19 protein-coding genes are annotated in these 19,062 nt (G+C 59.5%); 17 read left to right on the top strand and 2 right to left on the bottom strand.

Features of this window, described 5'->3' with window-relative positions:
* The 6 genes from rsmH to mraY are packed head-to-tail and all read left to right on the top strand — an operon-like array spanning position 1 to position 7,173.
* Positions 1–993: a 16S rRNA (cytosine(1402)-N(4))-methyltransferase RsmH gene (rsmH, locus tag AC13DE_RS17490; RefSeq protein ID WP_483048558.1), complete on the top strand. Its 993-nt coding sequence runs from the start codon at positions 1–3 to the stop codon at positions 991–993.
* The gene (gene ftsL / locus AC13DE_RS17495; protein WP_446295631.1) at positions 990–1,343 is read left to right on the top strand and encodes a cell division protein FtsL; all 354 of its coding nucleotides are present in this window, start codon (positions 990–992) and stop codon (positions 1,341–1,343) included. Before rsmH ends, ftsL begins: the two co-directional genes overlap by 4 nt.
* Entirely contained in the window at positions 1,340–3,127 is a 1,788-nt protein-coding gene (locus AC13DE_RS17500) for a peptidoglycan D,D-transpeptidase FtsI family protein (protein ID WP_446295630.1), read from the top strand. Before ftsL ends, AC13DE_RS17500 begins: the two co-directional genes overlap by 4 nt.
* Positions 3,128–3,143: 16 nt before the next feature.
* Entirely contained in the window at positions 3,144–4,625 is a 1,482-nt protein-coding gene (locus tag AC13DE_RS17505) for a UDP-N-acetylmuramoyl-L-alanyl-D-glutamate--2,6-diaminopimelate ligase (RefSeq protein ID WP_483048559.1), read from the top strand.
* Positions 4,622–6,073 (top strand): UDP-N-acetylmuramoyl-tripeptide--D-alanyl-D-alanine ligase, encoded by a 1,452-nt coding sequence (locus tag AC13DE_RS17510; protein WP_483048560.1) that lies wholly within the window; start codon positions 4,622–4,624, stop codon positions 6,071–6,073. Before AC13DE_RS17505 ends, AC13DE_RS17510 begins: the two co-directional genes overlap by 4 nt.
* Before the next feature lie 17 nt (positions 6,074–6,090).
* Positions 6,091–7,173: a phospho-N-acetylmuramoyl-pentapeptide-transferase gene (gene mraY, locus AC13DE_RS17515; protein ID WP_446295627.1), complete on the top strand. Its 1,083-nt coding sequence runs from the start codon at positions 6,091–6,093 to the stop codon at positions 7,171–7,173.
* A 159-nt stretch (positions 7,174–7,332) separates the two neighbouring features.
* Here mraY and AC13DE_RS17520 read toward each other — a convergent pair whose 3' ends face one another.
* Entirely contained in the window at positions 7,333–8,244 is a 912-nt protein-coding gene (locus AC13DE_RS17520) for a glutaminase (protein WP_483048561.1), read from the bottom strand.
* A 47-nt stretch (positions 8,245–8,291) separates the two neighbouring features.
* Between AC13DE_RS17520 and murD the strand changes: the two genes are divergently transcribed.
* Positions 8,292–9,686: a UDP-N-acetylmuramoyl-L-alanine--D-glutamate ligase gene (gene murD, locus AC13DE_RS17525; RefSeq protein WP_483048562.1), complete on the top strand. Its 1,395-nt coding sequence runs from the start codon at positions 8,292–8,294 to the stop codon at positions 9,684–9,686.
* Positions 9,687–9,754: 68 nt separating this feature from the next.
* Here murD and AC13DE_RS17530 read toward each other — a convergent pair whose 3' ends face one another.
* A complete protein-coding gene (locus tag AC13DE_RS17530; protein WP_483048563.1) occupies positions 9,755–10,936 on the bottom strand; it encodes a BaiN/RdsA family NAD(P)/FAD-dependent oxidoreductase in 1,182 nt (393 codons plus the stop codon).
* Between the two features lie 120 nt (positions 10,937–11,056).
* On the opposite strand from AC13DE_RS17530, the gene AC13DE_RS17535 reads away from it, so the two are divergent.
* From AC13DE_RS17535 to AC13DE_RS17580, 10 genes are all read left to right on the top strand, one after another.
* Entirely contained in the window at positions 11,057–11,584 is a 528-nt protein-coding gene (locus AC13DE_RS17535) for a peroxiredoxin-like family protein (RefSeq protein WP_483048564.1), read from the top strand.
* A gap of 111 nt (positions 11,585–11,695) precedes the next feature.
* Entirely contained in the window at positions 11,696–12,865 is a 1,170-nt protein-coding gene (locus AC13DE_RS17540; protein WP_483048565.1) for a peptidoglycan glycosyltransferase FtsW, read from the top strand.
* Positions 12,862–13,962 carry a UDP-N-acetylglucosamine--N-acetylmuramyl-(pentapeptide) pyrophosphoryl-undecaprenol N-acetylglucosamine transferase gene (locus AC13DE_RS17545; RefSeq protein ID WP_483048566.1) on the top strand — a complete coding sequence of 367 codons (1,101 nt, stop codon included), beginning with the start codon at positions 12,862–12,864 and terminating at the stop codon, positions 13,960–13,962. The genes AC13DE_RS17540 and AC13DE_RS17545 overlap by 4 nt, the downstream gene beginning before the upstream one ends.
* Positions 13,959–15,374 (top strand): UDP-N-acetylmuramate--L-alanine ligase, encoded by a 1,416-nt coding sequence (murC, locus tag AC13DE_RS17550; RefSeq protein WP_483048567.1) that lies wholly within the window; start codon positions 13,959–13,961, stop codon positions 15,372–15,374. The genes AC13DE_RS17545 and murC overlap by 4 nt, the downstream gene beginning before the upstream one ends.
* A 32-nt stretch (positions 15,375–15,406) precedes the next feature.
* A complete protein-coding gene (locus tag AC13DE_RS17555; RefSeq protein ID WP_483048568.1) occupies positions 15,407–15,658 on the top strand; it encodes a DUF2484 family protein in 252 nt (83 codons plus the stop codon).
* The gene (locus tag AC13DE_RS17560; protein WP_446295618.1) at positions 15,655–15,915 is read left to right on the top strand and encodes a DUF2484 family protein; all 261 of its coding nucleotides are present in this window, start codon (positions 15,655–15,657) and stop codon (positions 15,913–15,915) included. The genes AC13DE_RS17555 and AC13DE_RS17560 overlap by 4 nt, the downstream gene beginning before the upstream one ends.
* Positions 15,912–16,262, top strand: a complete 351-nt coding sequence (locus AC13DE_RS17565) for a hypothetical protein (protein WP_446295617.1) — start codon at positions 15,912–15,914, stop codon at positions 16,260–16,262. Before AC13DE_RS17560 ends, AC13DE_RS17565 begins: the two co-directional genes overlap by 4 nt.
* Positions 16,255–17,178 carry a UDP-N-acetylmuramate dehydrogenase gene (murB, locus tag AC13DE_RS17570; protein WP_483048569.1) on the top strand — a complete coding sequence of 308 codons (924 nt, stop codon included), beginning with the start codon at positions 16,255–16,257 and terminating at the stop codon, positions 17,176–17,178. The genes AC13DE_RS17565 and murB overlap by 8 nt, the downstream gene beginning before the upstream one ends.
* 93 nt (positions 17,179–17,271) lie before the next feature.
* Complete coding sequence (locus AC13DE_RS17575; protein ID WP_483048570.1) at positions 17,272–18,186, top strand: D-alanine--D-alanine ligase; 915 nt, start codon at positions 17,272–17,274, stop codon at positions 18,184–18,186.
* Positions 18,174–19,061 (top strand): cell division protein FtsQ/DivIB, encoded by an 888-nt coding sequence (locus AC13DE_RS17580; RefSeq protein ID WP_483048571.1) that lies wholly within the window; start codon positions 18,174–18,176, stop codon positions 19,059–19,061. The genes AC13DE_RS17575 and AC13DE_RS17580 overlap by 13 nt, the downstream gene beginning before the upstream one ends.
* Position 19,062 lies beyond the last annotated feature (1 nt).

Raw genomic sequence — 19,062 nt, forward strand, 5'->3', positions numbered from 1 at the left:
ATGTCCGCCGCCACTGACACCGGTTCCGCCCCCCACACCCCCGTTTTGCTTCGCCCGTTACTTGCCGCCGTGGCTCCTGTCACGGGGCGTTGGCTGGATGGTACCTTTGGTGCAGGCGGATATACCCGTGGTTTGCTTGACGCCGGTGCCGACCAAGTGGTCGCCGTTGATCGCGATCCGCTAGCCTTTGAAATGGCGCAGCCATGGGCGGGGGACTATGGCGATAAAATCGTCATGCAGCGCGGCGTTTTCTCGAGAATGGATGAATACGCCCGCGATCTGGACGGTATAGTGCTGGATCTGGGCGTGTCGTCGATGCAGCTGGATCTGGCCGAGCGTGGCTTTTCATTTATGCGCGACGGGCCGCTTGATATGCGCATGAGCCAGGACGGCCCGTCTGCCGCTGATCTGGTTAACGACGCAGAAGAAGAGACTCTTGCCAACATCCTGTTTCAATACGGCGAAGAGCGGGCCAGTCGGCGTATCGCGAAGGCAATCGTCAGGGCCCGGCAGGATGCTCCGATCACGACGACACTTGCGCTTGCGGGGCTTGTCGAGGGGTGCCTGCCGCGATCAAAGCCCGGTCAGTCGCACCCCGCGACCCGCAGCTTTCAAGCGCTGCGCATTGCCGTGAACAATGAATACGGCGAGTTATTCGAAGGGCTTATGGCCGCTGAGCGGGCGTTGAAGCCCGGTGGACAACTGGCTGTAGTTACCTTCCACTCGGTTGAAGACCGGATGGTCAAACGGTTTTTGACGGCGCGCGCCGGCACGGGTGGCAATGCCAACCGATACGCACCTGAAATACAGGTTGAAGCGCCGCAATTCCGGGTAGAGAAGCGCAAGGCCATCGGCCCGGATGCGCAGGAATTGGAAGAAAACCCGCGCAGTCGATCAGCGAAGCTGCGTGTGGCTGTCCGCACGGGTGCGCCATCCGGTTCGGTCGATGCCAAATCTATCGGTATGCCTATGGTCAAGGGATTATCCATATGAGAACAGTGCTTTACATCCTCACCACCCTTTGTGTGATCGGGTTGGCATTCTGGGCATACCGCGAGAATTACGCCACTCAGAAGGCGCTGAGTGACACGGATAATCTGCGCGCTGAAATCCGGGATGCCTATAGCAGGCTGGCGGTTCTCAGGGCCGAATGGGCGTATCTGAACCGCCCCGATCGTCTGCGTGACCTCGCCGAGATGAATTTTGACAGATTGAACCTGCTGCCTTTGCACCCCGATCAGTTTGGGCAGATCGATCAGGTCAGCTATCCGCCGCTGCCTGAACTGCCGTTGCTGGAAATCACCGACGGCATAGATGTATCTTCCATGGAGGTCGCAGAATGATCCGTACTCCGCTGCGCCCGCTTGCCCGTATTCTCGAGGCCCGCCAAAAAGGCGAAAACCCCGACGCGATCGAGCGTGAAAACAAGCGTATCCGTCACGAACAGATGCGCGATGCATCCCGTCAGCGTGCCGAGGGCCGCCTGCTTGTGTTGGGCGTGTTCTTTTTCTGTGCGTTTGCCGTCGTCGGCGCGCGGATGGGGGTTATCGCCACCACTGACCCGACAGAACCACGCGCCGCTGCGCCCGGTTCAGTGATTTCAGCCACGCGTGCGGATATCGTGGATCGCAATGGCAATTTGCTTGCCACCAACTTTGAAACCCGGGCGCTGTACGCACAGCCGCACCACATGATTGATCCGGTGCGGGCAGCGAAAAAGCTGATGAAAGTCTTTCCCGATCTGAACGAGGAACGGCTGATCCGCGACTTTACCGGCAAGCGCAAGTTTTTGTGGATAAAAAAGAAAATCAGTCCCGAGCAGATGCAGGCCGTGCATGACATCGGCGAACCGGGCTTGCTGTTTGCGCCGCGCGACATGCGTTTGTATCCCAACGGAACGCTCGCGGCCCATATTCTGGGCGGTTCCAGTTTTGGTCGCGAAGGTGTGCACGGGGCAGAGGTGATCGGCGTTGCCGGCGTCGAGAAATATTTTGATGATTATCTTCGGGATCCTGCCAATGGCAACAAGCCGTTGGAGCTTTCGCTTGATATGACGGTTCAGGCCGCGTCAGAACGGGTTCTCTATGGCGGTATGAAGTTGATGAACGCAAAGGGTGCCACTTCGGTTCTGATGGATGTTCACACGGGGGAGGTGATCAGCGCGGTATCGTTGCCATCTTTCGACCCCAACGATCGCCCCCGTGTTTCGCTGACAGGCGATGCATCCGACAGTCCGCTGTTCAACCGTTCGGTACAAGGCGTGTACGAACTGGGTTCGGTGTTCAAGATATTTACCGCAGCACAGGCCATCGATCTGGGGCTGGTCACCGCTGACACGGTTATCGATACATCTGGCCCGATGAAAGTCGGCGGTTTCCGTATCGGTGAATTCAAGAACAAAAACTATGGTGAACAATCGGTTACCGGTATCATCGTGCACAGTTCTAACCGAGGCACCGGACGTCTGGCGCTGCAAATCGGTGCAGAACGTCAACAGAAGTTCCTGAAAAGCCTGGGCTTTTTTGAACCCACCCCGTTCGAGATCATCGAGGCATCCAGCGGTAAGCCGCTGTTGCCGCAAAAGTGGACCGAGCTTAGCACAGTGACGATTTCGTACGGACACGGGCTATCGTCCAGCCCGATGCATTTGGCAGCCGGGTATGCGACAATTGCCAATGGCGGGCGCAAGGTCACGCCGACGCTGCGCAAGCAAACCACCCCCGTACTGGGAGAGCAGGTCATGTCCGAACGCGCGGCTGCCGATGCTCGCAAAATGCTGCGTGCCGTGGTTACCGAAGGCACGGCCAGCTTTGCCGAAGTTCCGGGATACCATATCGGCGGCAAGACCGGCACGGCAGACAAACCGAAGCCAACCGGCGGGTATTACGAAGACAAGGTCATCGCCACCTTTGCCGGTATGTTTCCGGCCTACGATCCTAAATATGTCTTGATCGTCACCCTGGACGAACCCGTTGAAACATCTGGCGATAAACCGCGCCGCACCGCCGGATGGACAGCCGTTCCAGTCGCTGCGGAAATGGTCCGCCGCGTCGCACCCCTGCTGGGACTGCGACCGACTGTTGAACCGGGCAGCATCGCTGATATAACGCTGTCCAGCAGCAACTGATAAAGAGCGTTCCCCGATGGGCAGACAGGCCGTCCCACTGACTTCGTTAGGTCTGACCGCGAAGAAAGGCGACAACCCTTGGATTACGGGCATCGCAGTGGATAGCCGGCAGGTGACGCCGGGGACCCTGTTCGCCGCCATGCCAGGCAGCACTGTACACGGTGCCGCTTTTATCAAATATGCGTTGCAACAGGGCGCGAACGCTGTTTTGACCGATGCGGCCGGAGCCGCCCTTGCAAAAGACGCTCTTGCCAAGGCAGCGGTCACCGTTGTCGTGACCGATGCCCCCCGCGAGGCTCTGTCGCGCGCCGCAGCACTGTGGTTCGGAGCACAGCCAGCGACCATGGTCGCGGTGACAGGCACCAACGGCAAGACCTCTGTCAGCACTTTTGTACGGCAAATATGGATCGAAATGGACCTCGCCGCCATCAATCTCGGGACCACCGGGGTCGAAGGCGCATGGACGGCTCCGTTGGCCCACACCACGCCGGAACCAATCACCCTGCACCGGACCTTGGCCGAGGCCAGCGCCAATGGCATTACCCATGCGGCCATGGAAGCATCAAGTCACGGCTTGGACCAACGCCGTCTGGACGGTGTCACCTTGAAAGCTGCCGGCTTTACCAACTTCACCCAGGACCACTTGGATTATCACGATACTTTCGAAGCATATTTTGACGCTAAGGCTGGACTATTTGCGCGCGTGCTCCCCGAAGATGGCGTTGCCGTGATTAACGTGGACGATCCCAGGGGGATAGACATGGCGGCAATCGCCCGCGCGCGCGGGTGCGAGGTGATCAGCGTAGGTCGGGATGGGGGGGACCTGCACCTGACCGGGCAACGCTTTGACGCCACCGGGCAGGACCTTCGCTTTACATGGCGCGGCAAGGTCTATCAAAAGCGGCTGAACCTGATCGGTGGATTTCAGGCGGACAACGTTCTTCTGGCTGCCGGACTCGTCATCGCCTGCGGAGCCAAACCTGCGGACGTATTTGACACGTTGCCGCATTTAGTTACCGTGCGGGGCCGGATGCAGTTGGCCGCGACGCGCGATAACGGCGGCGCGGTTTTCGTCGATTACGCGCATACCCCCGACGCCGTCGCCACCGCGCTTGCCGCGATGCGCCCCCATGTCATGGGCCGACTGGTCGCTATTGTCGGGGCCGGGGGGGACCGTGACCGTGCCAAACGCCCGTTGATGGGGAAAGCGGCGGCCCAACACGCCGACCTGGTGATTGTCACCGATGACAATCCGCGCACCGAAGACCCCGCGTCGATACGTGCGGCCGTGTTGCAAGGTGCGCCGCTGGCGACAGAAGTCGGTGACCGCGCTGAAGCGATCTTGCGCGGGATCGACGCGATCGGCCCCGGCGACGCCTTGCTGATTGCCGGTAAGGGTCATGAAACCGGGCAGATAATCGGCGATGACATTTTGCCGTTCGATGATGTGGAACACGCAAGCGTGGCAGTGGCTGCGCTGGATGGGAGACTGGCATGAGCCTGTGGACAGCAGCAGAGGCAGCGCAAGCCACCGGTGGCCGCGCTGTGGGCGATTGGCAGTGTGACGGGGTATCTATTGACACCCGTACCATCGAACCTGGCGACTTGTTTGTCGCCCTCAAGGATGTGCGTGATGGTCACGACTTTGTGGCCGCGGCCTTGAAAAATGGGGCAGGGGCAGCGTTGGTAAGCCGGGTTCCCGACGATGTGCCCGAGGGTGCGCCATTGCTGGTGGTTAGGGACGTATTAAGCGGGCTTGAGGCATTGGGAGCGGCCGCGCGGGCACGCACCCGGGCAAAAGTCGCGGCGGTGACCGGAAGCGTCGGGAAAACCTCTACCAAGGAAATGCTGCTGGCGATCTTTGCCGACCAGGGGCGGGCACATGCATCGGTCGAAAGTTACAACAATCACTGGGGGGTTCCCCTGACGCTGGCGCGGATGCCTGTCGACACCGACTATGCGGTGATCGAGATCGGCATGAACCACCCCGGCGAGATCGCCCCGTTGTCCAGGCTTGCACGCCCTGACGTGGCGCTGGTCACAACGGTGGCCGCCGTTCACCTTGAGGCATTCGCCAACGTCGCTGAAATTGCGGTCGAGAAAGCCGCTATATTCGAAGGCCTTGCCCCGGGCGGCGTCGCTGTGATCAACGCCGATATCGAACATGCCGCGATTCTGATGGCCAAGGCAGTGGACTGTCGCCTGCGTGAAGCCGAATTCGGTGAACACGGGTTTCACTACAAACTGGCCGAGGTGCTGGTGCAAGGCGACACCACGGTTGTACGCGCCGATGCCGATGGAACGCCGCTTTTGTTCAAGATCGGGACACCGGGGCGGCATTTCGCGATGAACGCACTCGGGGCGCTGGCTGTCGCCCAGGCGATGGGAGCGGACCTCGCTCTGGCCTCGGCATCCCTGGGCCGCTGGACCCCCTACAAGGGGCGTGGCGTCCGCGAGGTCATCCATTTGGATGCGGTCGACACACATCTGACCTTGGACCTGATCGACGACAGCTATAACGCCAATCCAACGTCGATGGCCGCCGCGCTCGAGGTGTTGGCCGCGTCCGAGGTCACGCATGATATCGGTCGCGTCAGCAAGGGGCGTCGGATCGCGTATTTGGGAGATATGAAAGAACTCGGACCCGATGAAATCGCTCTTCATGCGGGGCTGGCGCATTTGCATGCCACCCAACAATTGGATGTGATCCACTGCGTCGGGCCGCTGATGCGGTCGCTGTATGATCTGCTTCCTGCCCACCAGCGGGGGGAATGGGCCGCGACCTCGGATGCGCTGTTACCGGGTCTAAGCGGCCATCTGGACAGTGGCGATGTTGTGCTGGCCAAAGGTTCATTGTCGATGAAACTTGGTCTAATCGTTGACGCGATCCGCAAAATGGGCCATCCGGTGCCGAACGAGGTGCAGGGCCAGGCCCCTGTCAGATAATGAGTTAGGACGTGTAGATGCTGTATTGGTTGACCCTGCTGTCAGATGGTGGCGATTTCTTCAACCTTTTCCGCTACATCACGTTTCGAGCCGGCGGTGCATTCCTGACGGCGCTGCTGTTTGGGTTTCTGTTCGGGCAACCCCTGATAAACGTCTTGCGGAAGCGCCAGGGTAAAGGCCAGCCCATTCGGGACGACGGCCCCGAGGGGCATTTCGTGAAGGCTGGCACGCCGACAATGGGCGGGCTTTTGATTGTGGGCGCTCTGCTGACCTCGACCTTGATATGGGCGCGGCTTGATAATCCTTTCGTTTGGATGGTTTTGCTGGTCACGGTGGCCTTTGCCGCCATCGGCTTTGCCGACGATTATGCGAAGGTAAGCAAGCAGAACACAAAGGGCGTATCGAGCAAGATGCGGCTGTTATTGGGCTTTGTCATCGCCGGTGTCGCGGCCTATTGGGCGGCGCAGTTTCACCCGGTCGAATTGCAGAACCAGTTGGCCCTGCCGGTCTTCAAGAACACCTTGATCAATCTGGGCTATATGTTCGTCCCGTTTTCTATTCTGGTCATCGTAGGTGCCGCGAATGCGGTGAACCTGACCGATGGTCTGGATGGACTGGCGATCATGCCGGTCATGATTGCATCAGGGGCCCTGGGTGTAATCGCCTATGCAGTCGGGCGCGTCGACTTTACCGAATATCTCGACGTGCACTATGTGCCCGGTACGGGCGAGATACTGGTGTTCACCGCAGGGCTTTTTGGCGGGGGACTGGGGTTTTTGTGGTACAATGCCCCGCCTGCGGCCGTGTTCATGGGCGATACGGGGTCGTTGGCCCTGGGGGGAGCCCTGGGGGCCATCGCGGTGGCGACCAAGCACGAACTGGTGCTGGCGATCGTTGGCGGGCTTTTCGTGGTCGAGGCGCTGTCGGTGATCATTCAGGTCCTGTACTTCAAGCGCACCGGCAAACGCGTATTTCTGATGGCACCGATTCATCACCATTACGAGAAAAAAGGATGGGCCGAGCCGCAGATCGTCATCCGCTTCTGGATTATTTCGCTTATTCTGGCGATGATCGGGCTGGCGACGCTGAAGGTCCGCTGACGGCACGGGATAAGTGACGCGGATGTGTGACGTGTTCGCGCGGTCGGGCAGCGTGCCCCGACCGGACGACCGGTTCGGGAGAGGACGGAAAGGGGGCCAGCCCCCATCGCCCTGATAGGGCGATTCCCCCGGAGTTTTTTCCTCGCAAAATGAAAGCTGCTAGAAGATAGACCAGCCCATTGCCCGGGCCAGGCTGGCCATGGCCTGGGTGCCTTTGAGAGAGTTGCCGTAACGATTGAGCCCGGGCGACCAGACCGCGATGCTGGCCTTGCCCGGGACGATTGCCAAGATGCCTCCTCCGACGCCTGATTTCGCGGGCAGACCCACCCGATATGCAAAGTCACCGGAGCCGTCGTAATGGCCGCAGGTGAGCATCAGCGCATTCAGGCGTCGAATACGTTGCGGCAGGATCATACGAGGAAATTTCGGGGTTTCGATCAGAAAGCGGCCTGCCATCGCGAGTTGCCGTACCGACATTTCAATCGCGCAGTGGTGAAAATACGTCCCCAGGGCTTTTTCAGGCGTATTGTTGAGGTTGCCGCAAGAGGCAAGAAAATGTGCAAGCGCGAAGTTGCGGTGCCCATGCGCCGTTTCGGATGCGGCGACGGAGTGGTTGATGTGGATGTTATCGTCACCGGCGGCGGCGCGGACGAACTGGAGTATTTCCGCCAGCGTATCCCGGGGCTCGCGTCCTGTCAGAATCTCGTCGGTGGTGACGATTGCCCCGGCATTGATAAAGGGATTTCGCGGGCGCCCCGATTCCTGTTCAAGTTGGACAATCGAATTGAAGGCCCGGCCCGAGGGTTCCCGGCCCACCCGGCGCCACAACTGGTCACCAGATCTGCCCAAGGCGATGGCGAGTGTGAACACCTTGGTTATCGATTGCACGGAGAACGCGGTATCGGCGTCACCTGCTGTGAAGACGTCGCCATTGTCGGTCGTAACCGCGATGGCGAATTGCGCCGGATCGACACGGGCCAGTTCGGGGATATACGCCGCCACGTCGCCCCAGGTGTCGTTTGCGCGCATGTCATCGTTGAGCTGGGACAAGATCTCTGGCAGAGGGGGCATGGGAAGCTCCGATCAGTTTCAGAGCTATCGCTAGCAGGAGAATGGGCATGATACCAGTTCAGGGATTGAGCGGCGCGAAGGTAGCTGTTTTGGGATTGGGCCGATCCGGTCTGTCTGCTGCGCGGGCCCTGCGGGCCGGGGGGGCGGTGGTGGTATGTTGGGATGATGATCCGGCGGCGCGCCGTATCGCGGAGGCCGAGGGGTTCGACTGTGTCGACTTTTTGAAGCCAAACGCGTTTGAGGCCGTGGCACGGTTGATCGTGTCGCCCGGTATCGCACATCTATACCCGGCACCGAACCCTGTCATTGTCGCGGCACAAGATGCGGGGGTTGCGGTCGACAATGATATCGGGCTGTTCTTTCAAAGCTTTGCTACTTTGGCGTGGGATGATTTCGACCTGGTCCCCAAGGTGATCGCGGTGACTGGATCAAACGGAAAATCCACCACCTCGGCATTGATCCATCACGTGTTGACACATGCGGGGCGGCCAGCACAGTTGGCAGGGAATATCGGGCGCGGCGTTCTGGATATCGAGCCTGCCATTGACGGCGAAGTGGTGGTTCTGGAGTTGTCGAGCTATCAGACGGAACTTGCGCGTAACCTGACGCCGGATATCGCTGTGTTCACCAACCTCAGCCCCGATCATCTGGATCGTCATGCGGGGATGGGGGGGTATTTTGCGGCCAAGCGGCGTTTGTTCGCCGAGGGCGGGCCAGACCGGGCGGTGATTGGTGTCGACGAGCCCGAGGGGCGGTTTTTGGCGGGCCAGTTGAGCGAAGGGGCAGCGGATGACCGGGTGATCCGGGTATCTGTGGAGCGTAAGTTGACGGGGCTGGGGTGGCAGGTATTCGCACGCAGAGGGTTTTTATCGGAGTATCGGCAGGGCAAGCAGATCGGGTCGATCGACTTGCGGGCGGTGACCGGGTTGCCAGGTGCGCATAACCATCAAAACGCCTGCGCGGCGTATGCGGCATGCCGAACCCTGGGGTTCGCCCCGAAGGTCATTGAGGCTGCGTTTCACAGTTTCGGCGGATTGCCGCATCGCAGTCAGACCATTGGAGAACGGGATGGAGTGCGCTTTGTCAATGACAGCAAGGCCACGAACGTTGACAGCGCCGTCAAGGCACTGGCCGCGTTCGAGAGCATTCGGTGGATTTGCGGGGGGCTGGAGAAGGAAGGGGGCGTTGGAGTGCTCGCCGGTCCGATAAGTACCGTCCGCAAGGCTTACGTGATCGGCCGCGAGGCGGCACAGTTTGCGATCAAACTGGGCGTTGAGGCGGAGGTTTGCGGGACGATGGAAAAGGCCGTTGCGCGGGCGGTCGCCGAGGCCGAACCGGGAGATGTCGTGCTCTTGGCACCCGCAGCCGCGAGCTTTGATCAGTATGATAATTTCGAGCGGCGGGGCGAAGACTTTGTGGTTCAGGCGCGCAAGCATTTGTAAGGCGCGACGCCGGGGGCGCTGCCCCCGCAGCCTGAGGCTGCTCCCCCGGGATAAAGGCCATTTGGAATTCAGGTTCTGCAGGCAATGTCCCGCGCTGCGGCCATCGCGGAGGACCAGGCCCATTGAAAATTATACCCTCCGAGCCAGCCGGTCACGTCGATCGCTTCGCCGATGAAATACAGGCCGCGCACGGTTTTTGATTCCATCGTTTTTGAGGACAGGGCATCTGTGTCGACACCGCCCAGGGTGACTTCGGCGGTGCGGTAGCCTTCGGTTCCCGACGGGGTCAGAGACCAGTTTGACAGTGTTTCACACAGCGCCTGCAGGCGACTGTCGGACCAGTCGGCGAGGTTGCCGCCAAGATCCATGTCGGCTGCCAGATAGTCGACAAGGCGGGTGGGCAGATGGTGCGCCAGCTCTGTTGTCAGGTTGCGGCGGCCGGAGGCTTGACGCTGGTCACGCAATGCAGCGAATACGTCTTTGCCCGTCAGCAGATTGACGCTTATTGCATGCCCGGGCGTCCAGTAGCTTGAAGCCTGGAGTATTGCGGGGCCGGAAAGACCGCGGTGGGTGAACAGAAGTGCTTCGTCGAAGGATGTGGCTGCGGCGGTTACGCGCGCGGGTACCGCGGTGCCCGAGAGTGGGGCAAATCGTGCATCGGTAAATGTCAACGGCACGAGCCCGGGGCGGGTATCGGTCACGGGGATGCCGAATTGGATCGCTATATCGTAGGCACGTCCTGTGGCACCCATCTTGGGGATCGATTTTCCCCCTGTCGCGATGACCAGCTGATTGGCCGTCACCCTGGTCGCGCCTTGCGAGGTGACAAGAGACATGCTGAAGCCACTGTCGGTTTTCCCGATCTGTTCGACCGTGGATTGCAAGCGCAGTTCCACGCCTGCTTTTTGCATCAGGTCGCGAAGCATGGCGATGATCTGTTTGGCGGAGATGTCACAGAACAGTTGTCCAAGGGTTTTTTCGTGCCATGCGATGGCATGGGCGTCAACGAGCGCGATAAAGTCCCATTGGGTATATTTGGCCAATGCTGATTTGGCGAAATGCGGGTTGCGCGAGATGAACGCCGCCGGCGCGCAGTACATATTGGTGAAATTGCAACGCCCCCCGCCTGAAATGCGGATTTTCTCGCCCGGGGCCCGTGCGTGATCGACCGCCAGAACCGACCCTCCGGCGTGGGCTGCGCACATCATGCCGGCTGCCCCTGCGCCCAATATAACCGTATCATAATGCATCAGAAGCGCTTTGCCCGACCTGCGCGTTTCGGTCAAGTGCGCGTGATGGCGGTTGTCGCGCGGACAAACCGGTCTAGCCTTGGACCTGTGACGAATTGAAATCAAGCAGGAGACACCGCGGTGAACGTATTAGACGCAGGAAATACCTTTCCAAGATTAGCGATCCCGGAGCTTAAAGGCGGGATGCTGACATTGGGGGAGCCGCGCGGAAACCACGACTGGCAAATGGTCGTGGTCTATCGGGGATTGCATTGCCCGATATGCAAGAAATACCTGGCGACGCTCGAAGGGTTGGTTCCCGAATTTGCCGAACTTGGCGTCGACGTGGTTGCCGGGTCAGGGGACCCGTTGGAAAAGGCGCGCCAAATGGCACAGGATCAAAACCTGTCGCTGGCAATCGGATATGACCTGAGTGTCACGCAGATGCGGGAGCTGGGGCTTTTTGTATCCGACCCGCGAAGCCCGCTGGAAACCGACCGTCCGTTTGCCGAACCGGGGCTTTTCGTGATCAATGCCGAGGGCAATATCCAAATCATTGATTTGTCAAATGCTCCATTCGCAAGGCCGGATCTGCAAAGCCTTTTGAACGGGGTGAAATTCATTCGCGACAAAGACTATCCAATCCGCGGCACGCATGACGATACCTGAGCTGCTTTGCGCGGGGCGTGATAAAACATACTAGCCCCGCGCACCAAATCGGGTTACAGTGAAAGTTAGATCCCGCAAAGGGGCGTTTTGAGGCAGTGTAAGGCGATATCCATGACAGAAATGGTCTATGGCGCGGTTCCCGTTCGGGATGGGGAACCTATTCTTCCAAAGTGGTGGCGGACAATCGACAAATGGGCGATGTCCAGCATTCTCATGCTGTTTGTCGTCGGCATGTTGCTGGGCCTGGCCGCATCACCACCGTTGGCTGCGAAGAACGGTTTCGATTCTTTCTACTATGTGCAGCGACAGGCGGTATTTGGTGTGCTTGCCATCGTGGCAATGCTGTTGACGTCGATGATGACGCCTACGCTTGTGCGCCGGCTGGCTGTCGTCGGGTTTTTGGTGTTCTTTGTGGCGCTGGCATTGCTGCCGTTTTTTGGAACCGATTTCGGAAAGGGCGCGGTGCGCTGGTATTCGATGGGGTTTGCATCCTTTCAGCCATCGGAGTTTCTGAAACCGGGGTTTGTGGTTGTCGCGGCGTGGATGATGGCCGCCGCCCTTGAGATTAACGGACCTCCCGGCAAAACCTGGTCATTCGCGCTGTGTATCTCGATCGTGCTGATGCTGGCCTTGCAACCCGACTTTGGCCAGGCCTGTCTGGTGCTGTTTGGCTGGGGGGTAATGTATTTCGTGGCTGGTGCGCCCTTGTTCTTGCTGGTGGGAATGGCCGGCATGGTCGTGGTGGCGGGCAGTTTTGCCTATTCAAGCTCGGAACACTTTGCGCGGCGAATTGACGGGTTTTTATCCGCAGATATCGATCCGCGGACCCAGATTGGCTATGCCACTGATGCCATCCGCGAAGGCGGGTTGTTCGGCGTAGGCGTCGGAGAGGGGCAAGTGAAGTGGTCGCTGCCTGACGCACATACGGATTTCATCATCGCCGTTGCCGCGGAGGAATATGGGTTGATCCTCGTGATGATCGTGATCGCCCTGTACGCAGTCATCGTTGTGCGTTCACTACTGCGCCTGGTGCGTGAACGCGACCCGTTCATCCGCCTGGCCGGTACCGGTCTGGCATCCATGTTCGCAGTGCAGGCGATGATCAACATGGGCGTTGCTGTAAGATTGCTGCCCGCCAAAGGCATGACCTTGCCGTTTGTCAGCTATGGCGGGTCTTCTGTGATTGCCTCGGGTATTGCCGTGGGCATGTTGCTTGCTTTCACACGGTCGCGTCCGCAGGGCCAGATATCTGACCTGCTAAGCCGGGGCCGGAGCCGGTGACGGCACCATTGCTCATTATCGCGGCGGGCGGAACCGGCGGGCATATGTTCCCGGCTCAGGCGTTGGCCGAGGTGATGCTGGCACGGGGGTGGCGGGTTAAATTGACCACCGACGCGAGAGGCGCGCGCTTTACCGGCGGATTTCCCCACACTGTCGAGATCCAGGAGATCTCGAGCGCGACCTTTGCGCGTGGCGGCATCGCGGCCAAGTTGCTGGTTCCGTTTCGTATCATCGGGGGCGTCGCGGGCGCGGTCATGGGCCTCATGCGCGACAAACCCGCCGTTGTGGTGGGATTTGGCGGATACCCTTCGATTCCCACTCTGACAGCGGCATGGATCTTGCGACGACCGCGTATGATACACGAACAAAACGGTGTCCTGGGCCGGGTGAATGCGTTCTTCGCCAAGCGGGTCGACATGGTGGCCTGTGGTACCTGGCCCACGGCGTTGCCCGAAGGTGTCGAGGCGCATCACACAGGCAATCCGGTACGCAAATCGGTGCTGGAACGCGCGGGCGCAGGATATATCGCGCCCGGTGATTACCCGATGGAGCTGCTGGTGATCGGCGGAAGCCAAGGCGCGAGAATCCTGAGCGAAGTCATTCCGCCCGCGATCGCCAATCTGCCCTTGGACGTGCTGCGCAATATACGTGTCAGTCATCAAGCGCGCGACGAAGACGGTCAGCGCGTGACGGAGTTTTATGCCGAGAACGGGATAAACGCCGACGTTCAGCCGTTCTTCCACGATATGCCACGCCGTATGTCCGAAGCCCAGCTGGTGATAAGCCGGGCCGGCGCGTCCAGCGTGGCCGATCTTTCAATCATCGGACGTCCGTCGATCCTGATCCCCTATGCCGCAGCGACCGGAGACCACCAAAGCGCCAATGCGCGTGGACTTGTCGGTGCCGGTGCCGCGATCATGGTGCCCGAGAACATGGCGAACCCCGAAAGCATCACCGCGCAAATCGAAATGGTACTTGGCCACCCCGAAGGGGCCTTGCAAATGTCGCGGGCGGCCATGTCGGTCGGCAAACCCGACGCCGCAGAAGATTTAGCCCAGATGGTGGAAGCCCTGGCAAGTAAAGGATCACAGAGATGAACGCAGCTACGAAGCTCCCGACGGATGTTGGGCCGATCCATTTTGTAGGCATCGGCGGCATCGGCATGTCGGGTATCGCCGAGGTGCTGATAAACCATGGCTATCGGGTTCAGGGGTCTGATCTGAAAAATACGAAAATTACCGACCGGCTTCAAGATTTGGGTGCAAAGATATTTGAAGGTCAGCGGGCCGAAAATATCCAGGGCGCGGAAGTAATCGTGATCTCCTCTGCCATAAAGCCGGGCAACCCCGAACTGGATGCCGCGCGGCTTGCCGGTCTGCCGATTGTACGCCGGGCGGAAATGCTGGCTGAACTGATGCGGTTAAAGTCCAACATCGCTGTGGCGGGTACCCACGGCAAAACCACAACTACGACGATGGTGGCCGAATTGCTGGTGGCCGGGGGCATCGATCCTACGGTTATCAATGGCGGTATCATCCATGCCTATGGGTCGAATGCGCGAATGGGGCAGGGTGAATGGATGGTGGTGGAGGCCGACGAATCTGACGGCACCTTCAACCGCCTGCCCGCAACCATCGCGATCGTAACCAACATTGACCCCGAACATATGGAGCATTGGGGCGACTTTGACAGGTTGCGCAAAGGCTTTCTGGATTTTGTATCCAACATTCCGTTTTACGGGGTGGCTGTGTGCTGTACCGATCACCCCGAGGTGCAGGCGCTCGTCGGCAAAATATCCGACCGCCGGGTGCTGACCTATGGGTTTAATGCCCAGGCGGACGTGCGCGCCGTGAACTTGCAGTACAAGGCGGGTGTCGCACATTTCGACATCAAGCTGCGGGCCGAAGCGATTACGATCAAGGATTGCACTTTGCCGATGCCGGGCGATCACAATGTGTCAAACGCACTGGCGGCCGTCGCTGTGTCGCGCCATCTGGGCATGAAGGCCGAAGAGATACGGGCGGCTCTTGCGGGATTCGGCGGCGTAAACCGGCGGTTCACCAAAGTTGGTGAAGTTGACGGCGTGACCATCATCGACGACTATGGCCATCATCCCGTTGAAATCACCGCAGTTCTCAAGGCGGCGCGCCAAGCGACAGAAGGGCGGGTGATTGCTGTGCATCAGCCACACCGTTACAGTCGCTTACACCACCATTTCGAAGAGTTCTGCGCCTGTTTCAACGACGCAGATGTGGTCGGAATTGCCGAAGTCTATTCTGCTGGCGAAACCCCGATCGACGGGGCAAGCCGCGATGATCTGGTCGCGGGTTTGATCCGGCATGGCCATCGCCATGCCCGTGCCGTGAAGAATGAAAAAGATCTGGCGCGTTTGGTCCGTGAACAGGCCGGTCCGGGTGACATGGTGGTGTGTCTTGGAGCCGGGACGATCAGCGCTTGGGCGAATGCATTGCCCACCTCGCTTGCGGCACTGAAGAAAGAGGCCGTGTGAATGGCCCGCGCTGGTAAGGCTGGGGGGTGCTGATGGCGCTGCTATGGGGCTGCATCCTTTGGGTCTTTTGCTCTGCTACGGTGGCCACTCTTCCACTTCGGTTGCAGTATTGGCCAGGTGCGATATTGCTTGGTATCGCGCCGGTTCTGATCGTGATGATCGGTATACAGGTCGGCTGGATCTTCGCGCTTCCCGCTTTGGCGGCGCTTTTGTCCATGTACCGGAACCCCTTGCGAATTCTGTTGGCAAAATTGCTCAAGGCAAACCGGGGGGTGACCCGATGACCCTCTCTTTGGTGCTTGCGTGCTTTTGGGCGGTGGTCGCCAATATTCTGGCCATGACCTCAAGCACCGATAATCATTGGCGTCATGCCTATGGGCTGATTATCATCGGCATCCCGATCCTGGGTTACGTCACCATGCAACATGGGCCTTGGCTTGGGTTGCTGGTGCTGGCCGCGGGGTGTTCGGTATTGCGTTGGCCGGTTGTGCATTTGATGCGTTGGGTGAGGCTACGCAGTTTTCGGGGCCCGGCGGAATGACCACGACGCTTGCGTTGTTGATCATGGTGCTGGTGGTTTGGATGATCGCCGCAGGCTGGTGCGGGTTCGCCAAGCGGTTTTTCGGTTTTGTGCTGGTGTTGGCGATCGGGCTGGCGCTGAATTGGGGCTGGATGGTGTGGGGGCTGGATGCCAAGCCCTTTGAGCACCCGGTTCTGGTGGCGCAGGGCGCAGCGATTGGATACGCCCTGTGCGCCTTTGCAATCGGGTGGATGGCCGGGCGCATAACCCGCGAATTTCAGGCGACACGCATCGAACGAAACACGGGTCAGCAGGTCTCGTTGGGTTTGACGCAGTGCGAAAAGGACGCTACGCCCCGGTATGACTGATTATTCCTTTCCCGACATGCGCGGTAAGCTCACGCCGCAGCGTCAGATGAAAGATCTGACATGGCTGCGCGTCGGTGGCCCGGCAGAGTTTATGTTTCAGCCCGCCGATGTCGATGATCTTGCAGCATTTCTGCACGCCTTGCCGGTAGACGTCGCGGTTTTCCCGATGGGCGTCGGGTCAAATCTGATCATCCGGGACGGAGGTTTGCGCGGAGTGGTTATCAGGCTTGGCCGCGGTTTCAATGCGATTGCAATAGACGCCGGCGTCGTGAACGCAGGGGCGGCCGCGCTCGATGCGCACGTGGCGCGCAAGGCTGCCGATGCCGGGCTTGATCTTACGTTCTTGCGGACCATTCCGGGCAGCATCGGCGGGGCGGTGCGTATGAACGCCGGTTGCTATGGCAGTTATACCGCCGACCATTTCGTGAGCGCCGATGCGATCACGCGTGGCGGTGACCGCGTGACCCTGACCGCCGCTGATCTTGATTTTGCCTACCGTCAGACAACCTTGCCCGATGGCTTTGTCATTGTTTCGGCAAGATTCGCGCCTCCTGCAGCGGATCCGGAAGCCCTGCACAAGCGCATGGAAGACCAAGTGCGAAAGCGCGACGAAACTCAACCTACCAAAGACCGAAGCGCTGGTTCCACCTTTCGCAATCCGGCAGGCTTTTCCAGCACCGGACAGGCGGATGATACTCATGACCTGAAAGCATGGAAGGTGATCGAAAATGCCGGATTGCGGGGCGCGATGCTGGGCAAGGCCCAGATGAGCCCCAAGCACCCGAACTTTTTGGTTAACACCGGCGGGGCCACCGCAGCCGAGCTTGAAGGTTTGGGAGAAATGGTGCGAAAAAAGGTTTACGATTCCAGTGGTATCACGCTAGAGTGGGAAATTATGCGCATCGGCGAAAAATAATCGCTCGGGCGTTCAGGCACAGATCGGTATTCGGTCTGCTCTAAAATATATAGGGTCGTTAAAGGCCCAGTAAAAAAGGCACATCGTGTGGGAATGTCGAGCAGGACAACCCCGAAAGTAGCAGTATTGTTGGGTGGACCCTCCGCAGAGCGGGAGGTGTCGCTGTCAACTGGGCGTGCATGCGCTGCGGCTTTGCGGGATGAACATTTCGAGGTCGTCGAAGTCGATGCCGGCTCCGATCTTTATAACGACCTGCGCTTGGCATCACCTGATGTGGTTCTGAATTGTCTGCACGGTCGGTGGGGCGAAGATGGCTGCGTCCAGGGAATGCTCGAATGGATGCGTATTCCATATACACATTCGGGCGTGCTGGCCTCTGCGCTGGCGATGGACAAGCAGCGAAGCAAGGATGTGTTTCGGTCGGCCGGACTGCCTGTGGTGGAAAGCTTGATTGTCGACGCGTCCGCAGTGCGGGCCGCCCATGTCATGGCTCCCCCGTATGTGGTTAAACCCAACAACGAAGGGTCTTCGGTCGGGGTTTATCTGGTGCAGTCCGAGAACAACGGCCCGCCGCAACTGGACGATGCCATGCCGGAACGGGTGATGGTTGAACGGTACGCGGCAGGCCGTGAACTGACCACCACCGTGATGGGGCAGCGGCCACTGACCGTGACCGATATCTTGACGACCGGTTGGTATGACTATGACGCCAAATACAAGGTGGGGGGGTCGACGCATGTGGTTCCCGCCGATGTACCGTCTGAAATTTTCGACCTTTGCATGGACTACGCGTTGCGGGCGCACAACGCACTGGGATGTCGTGGGGTCAGCCGTACTGATTTTCGCTGGGATGAAACACTGGGTGCGAAGGGTCTGATCTTGCTGGAAACCAACACCCAGCCCGGCATGACACCGACATCGCTTTCGCCAGAGCAGGCGCAGGCGGTGGGGATCTCGTTCGGTGCGCTGTGTACGTGGATGATCGAGGACGCATCATGCAATCGTTGATCAATCGCGTCAAACCCGCCAAGCAAGCCAAGCCCGACCCGGCTCCGTCCCGCTGGGCCTGGCGTATGCAGCGGTTGATGTTGACCCCGACGTTCCGGTTTGGGTTGCGGGTGGGGCTGCCGTTCAGTCTGGCGCTGGTCGCAGGTATGATCTACTTGTCGGACGAAGCGCGGCGCGGCCAGTTGATCGAAGTGTACGCAAATGCACGATCGAGCATCGAACAGCGCCCCGAATTCATGGTCAAGCTGATGGCCATCGACGGTGCCGGGGACCGGCTTGCGGCGCAGGTGCGCGCGGCTGTACCGGTGGAATTTCCAATCAGTTCGTTTGATCTGGATCTGGCTGCACTGCGGGACACGGTAACCCTGTTGCCCGGGGTCAAGCAGGCGTCGTTGCGCATCAAGCCCGGCGGGCTTCTTCAGGTTTCCGTGGAGCCGCGCTTGCCCGTGGCGATTTGGCGGAACGAAGACGGGTTGGTTCTGGTCGACGTAGATGGCAGCCCGATCGGAAAGATAGAAAATCGGGCAGACCGAACGGATTTGCCCCTGTTGGTAGGTGAGGCGGCAAATACCCGCGTCCCAGAAGCGCTTGAGCTGTTTCGTACCGCTACCCCGATCAACGCACGCCTGCGCGGCCTGGTGCGGATGGGCGCGCGACGGTGGGACGTGGTTTTGGACCGCGATCAAAGGATAATGCTGCCTGAAACCCAACCTGTTCAGGCATTGGAGCGGGTTATAGCGTTGGAAAACGCGCAAGAGGTTCTAAGCCGCGACGTAGCGCGGGTAGACATGCGGCTGGCACAGCGTCCGACCGTACAAATGAACAAAGAAGCCACCCAAGAATGGTGGCGCATCAGGCAGATTTCGGGGCAATGAG

This window comes from Sulfitobacter sp. L-8, assembly GCF_056859255.1.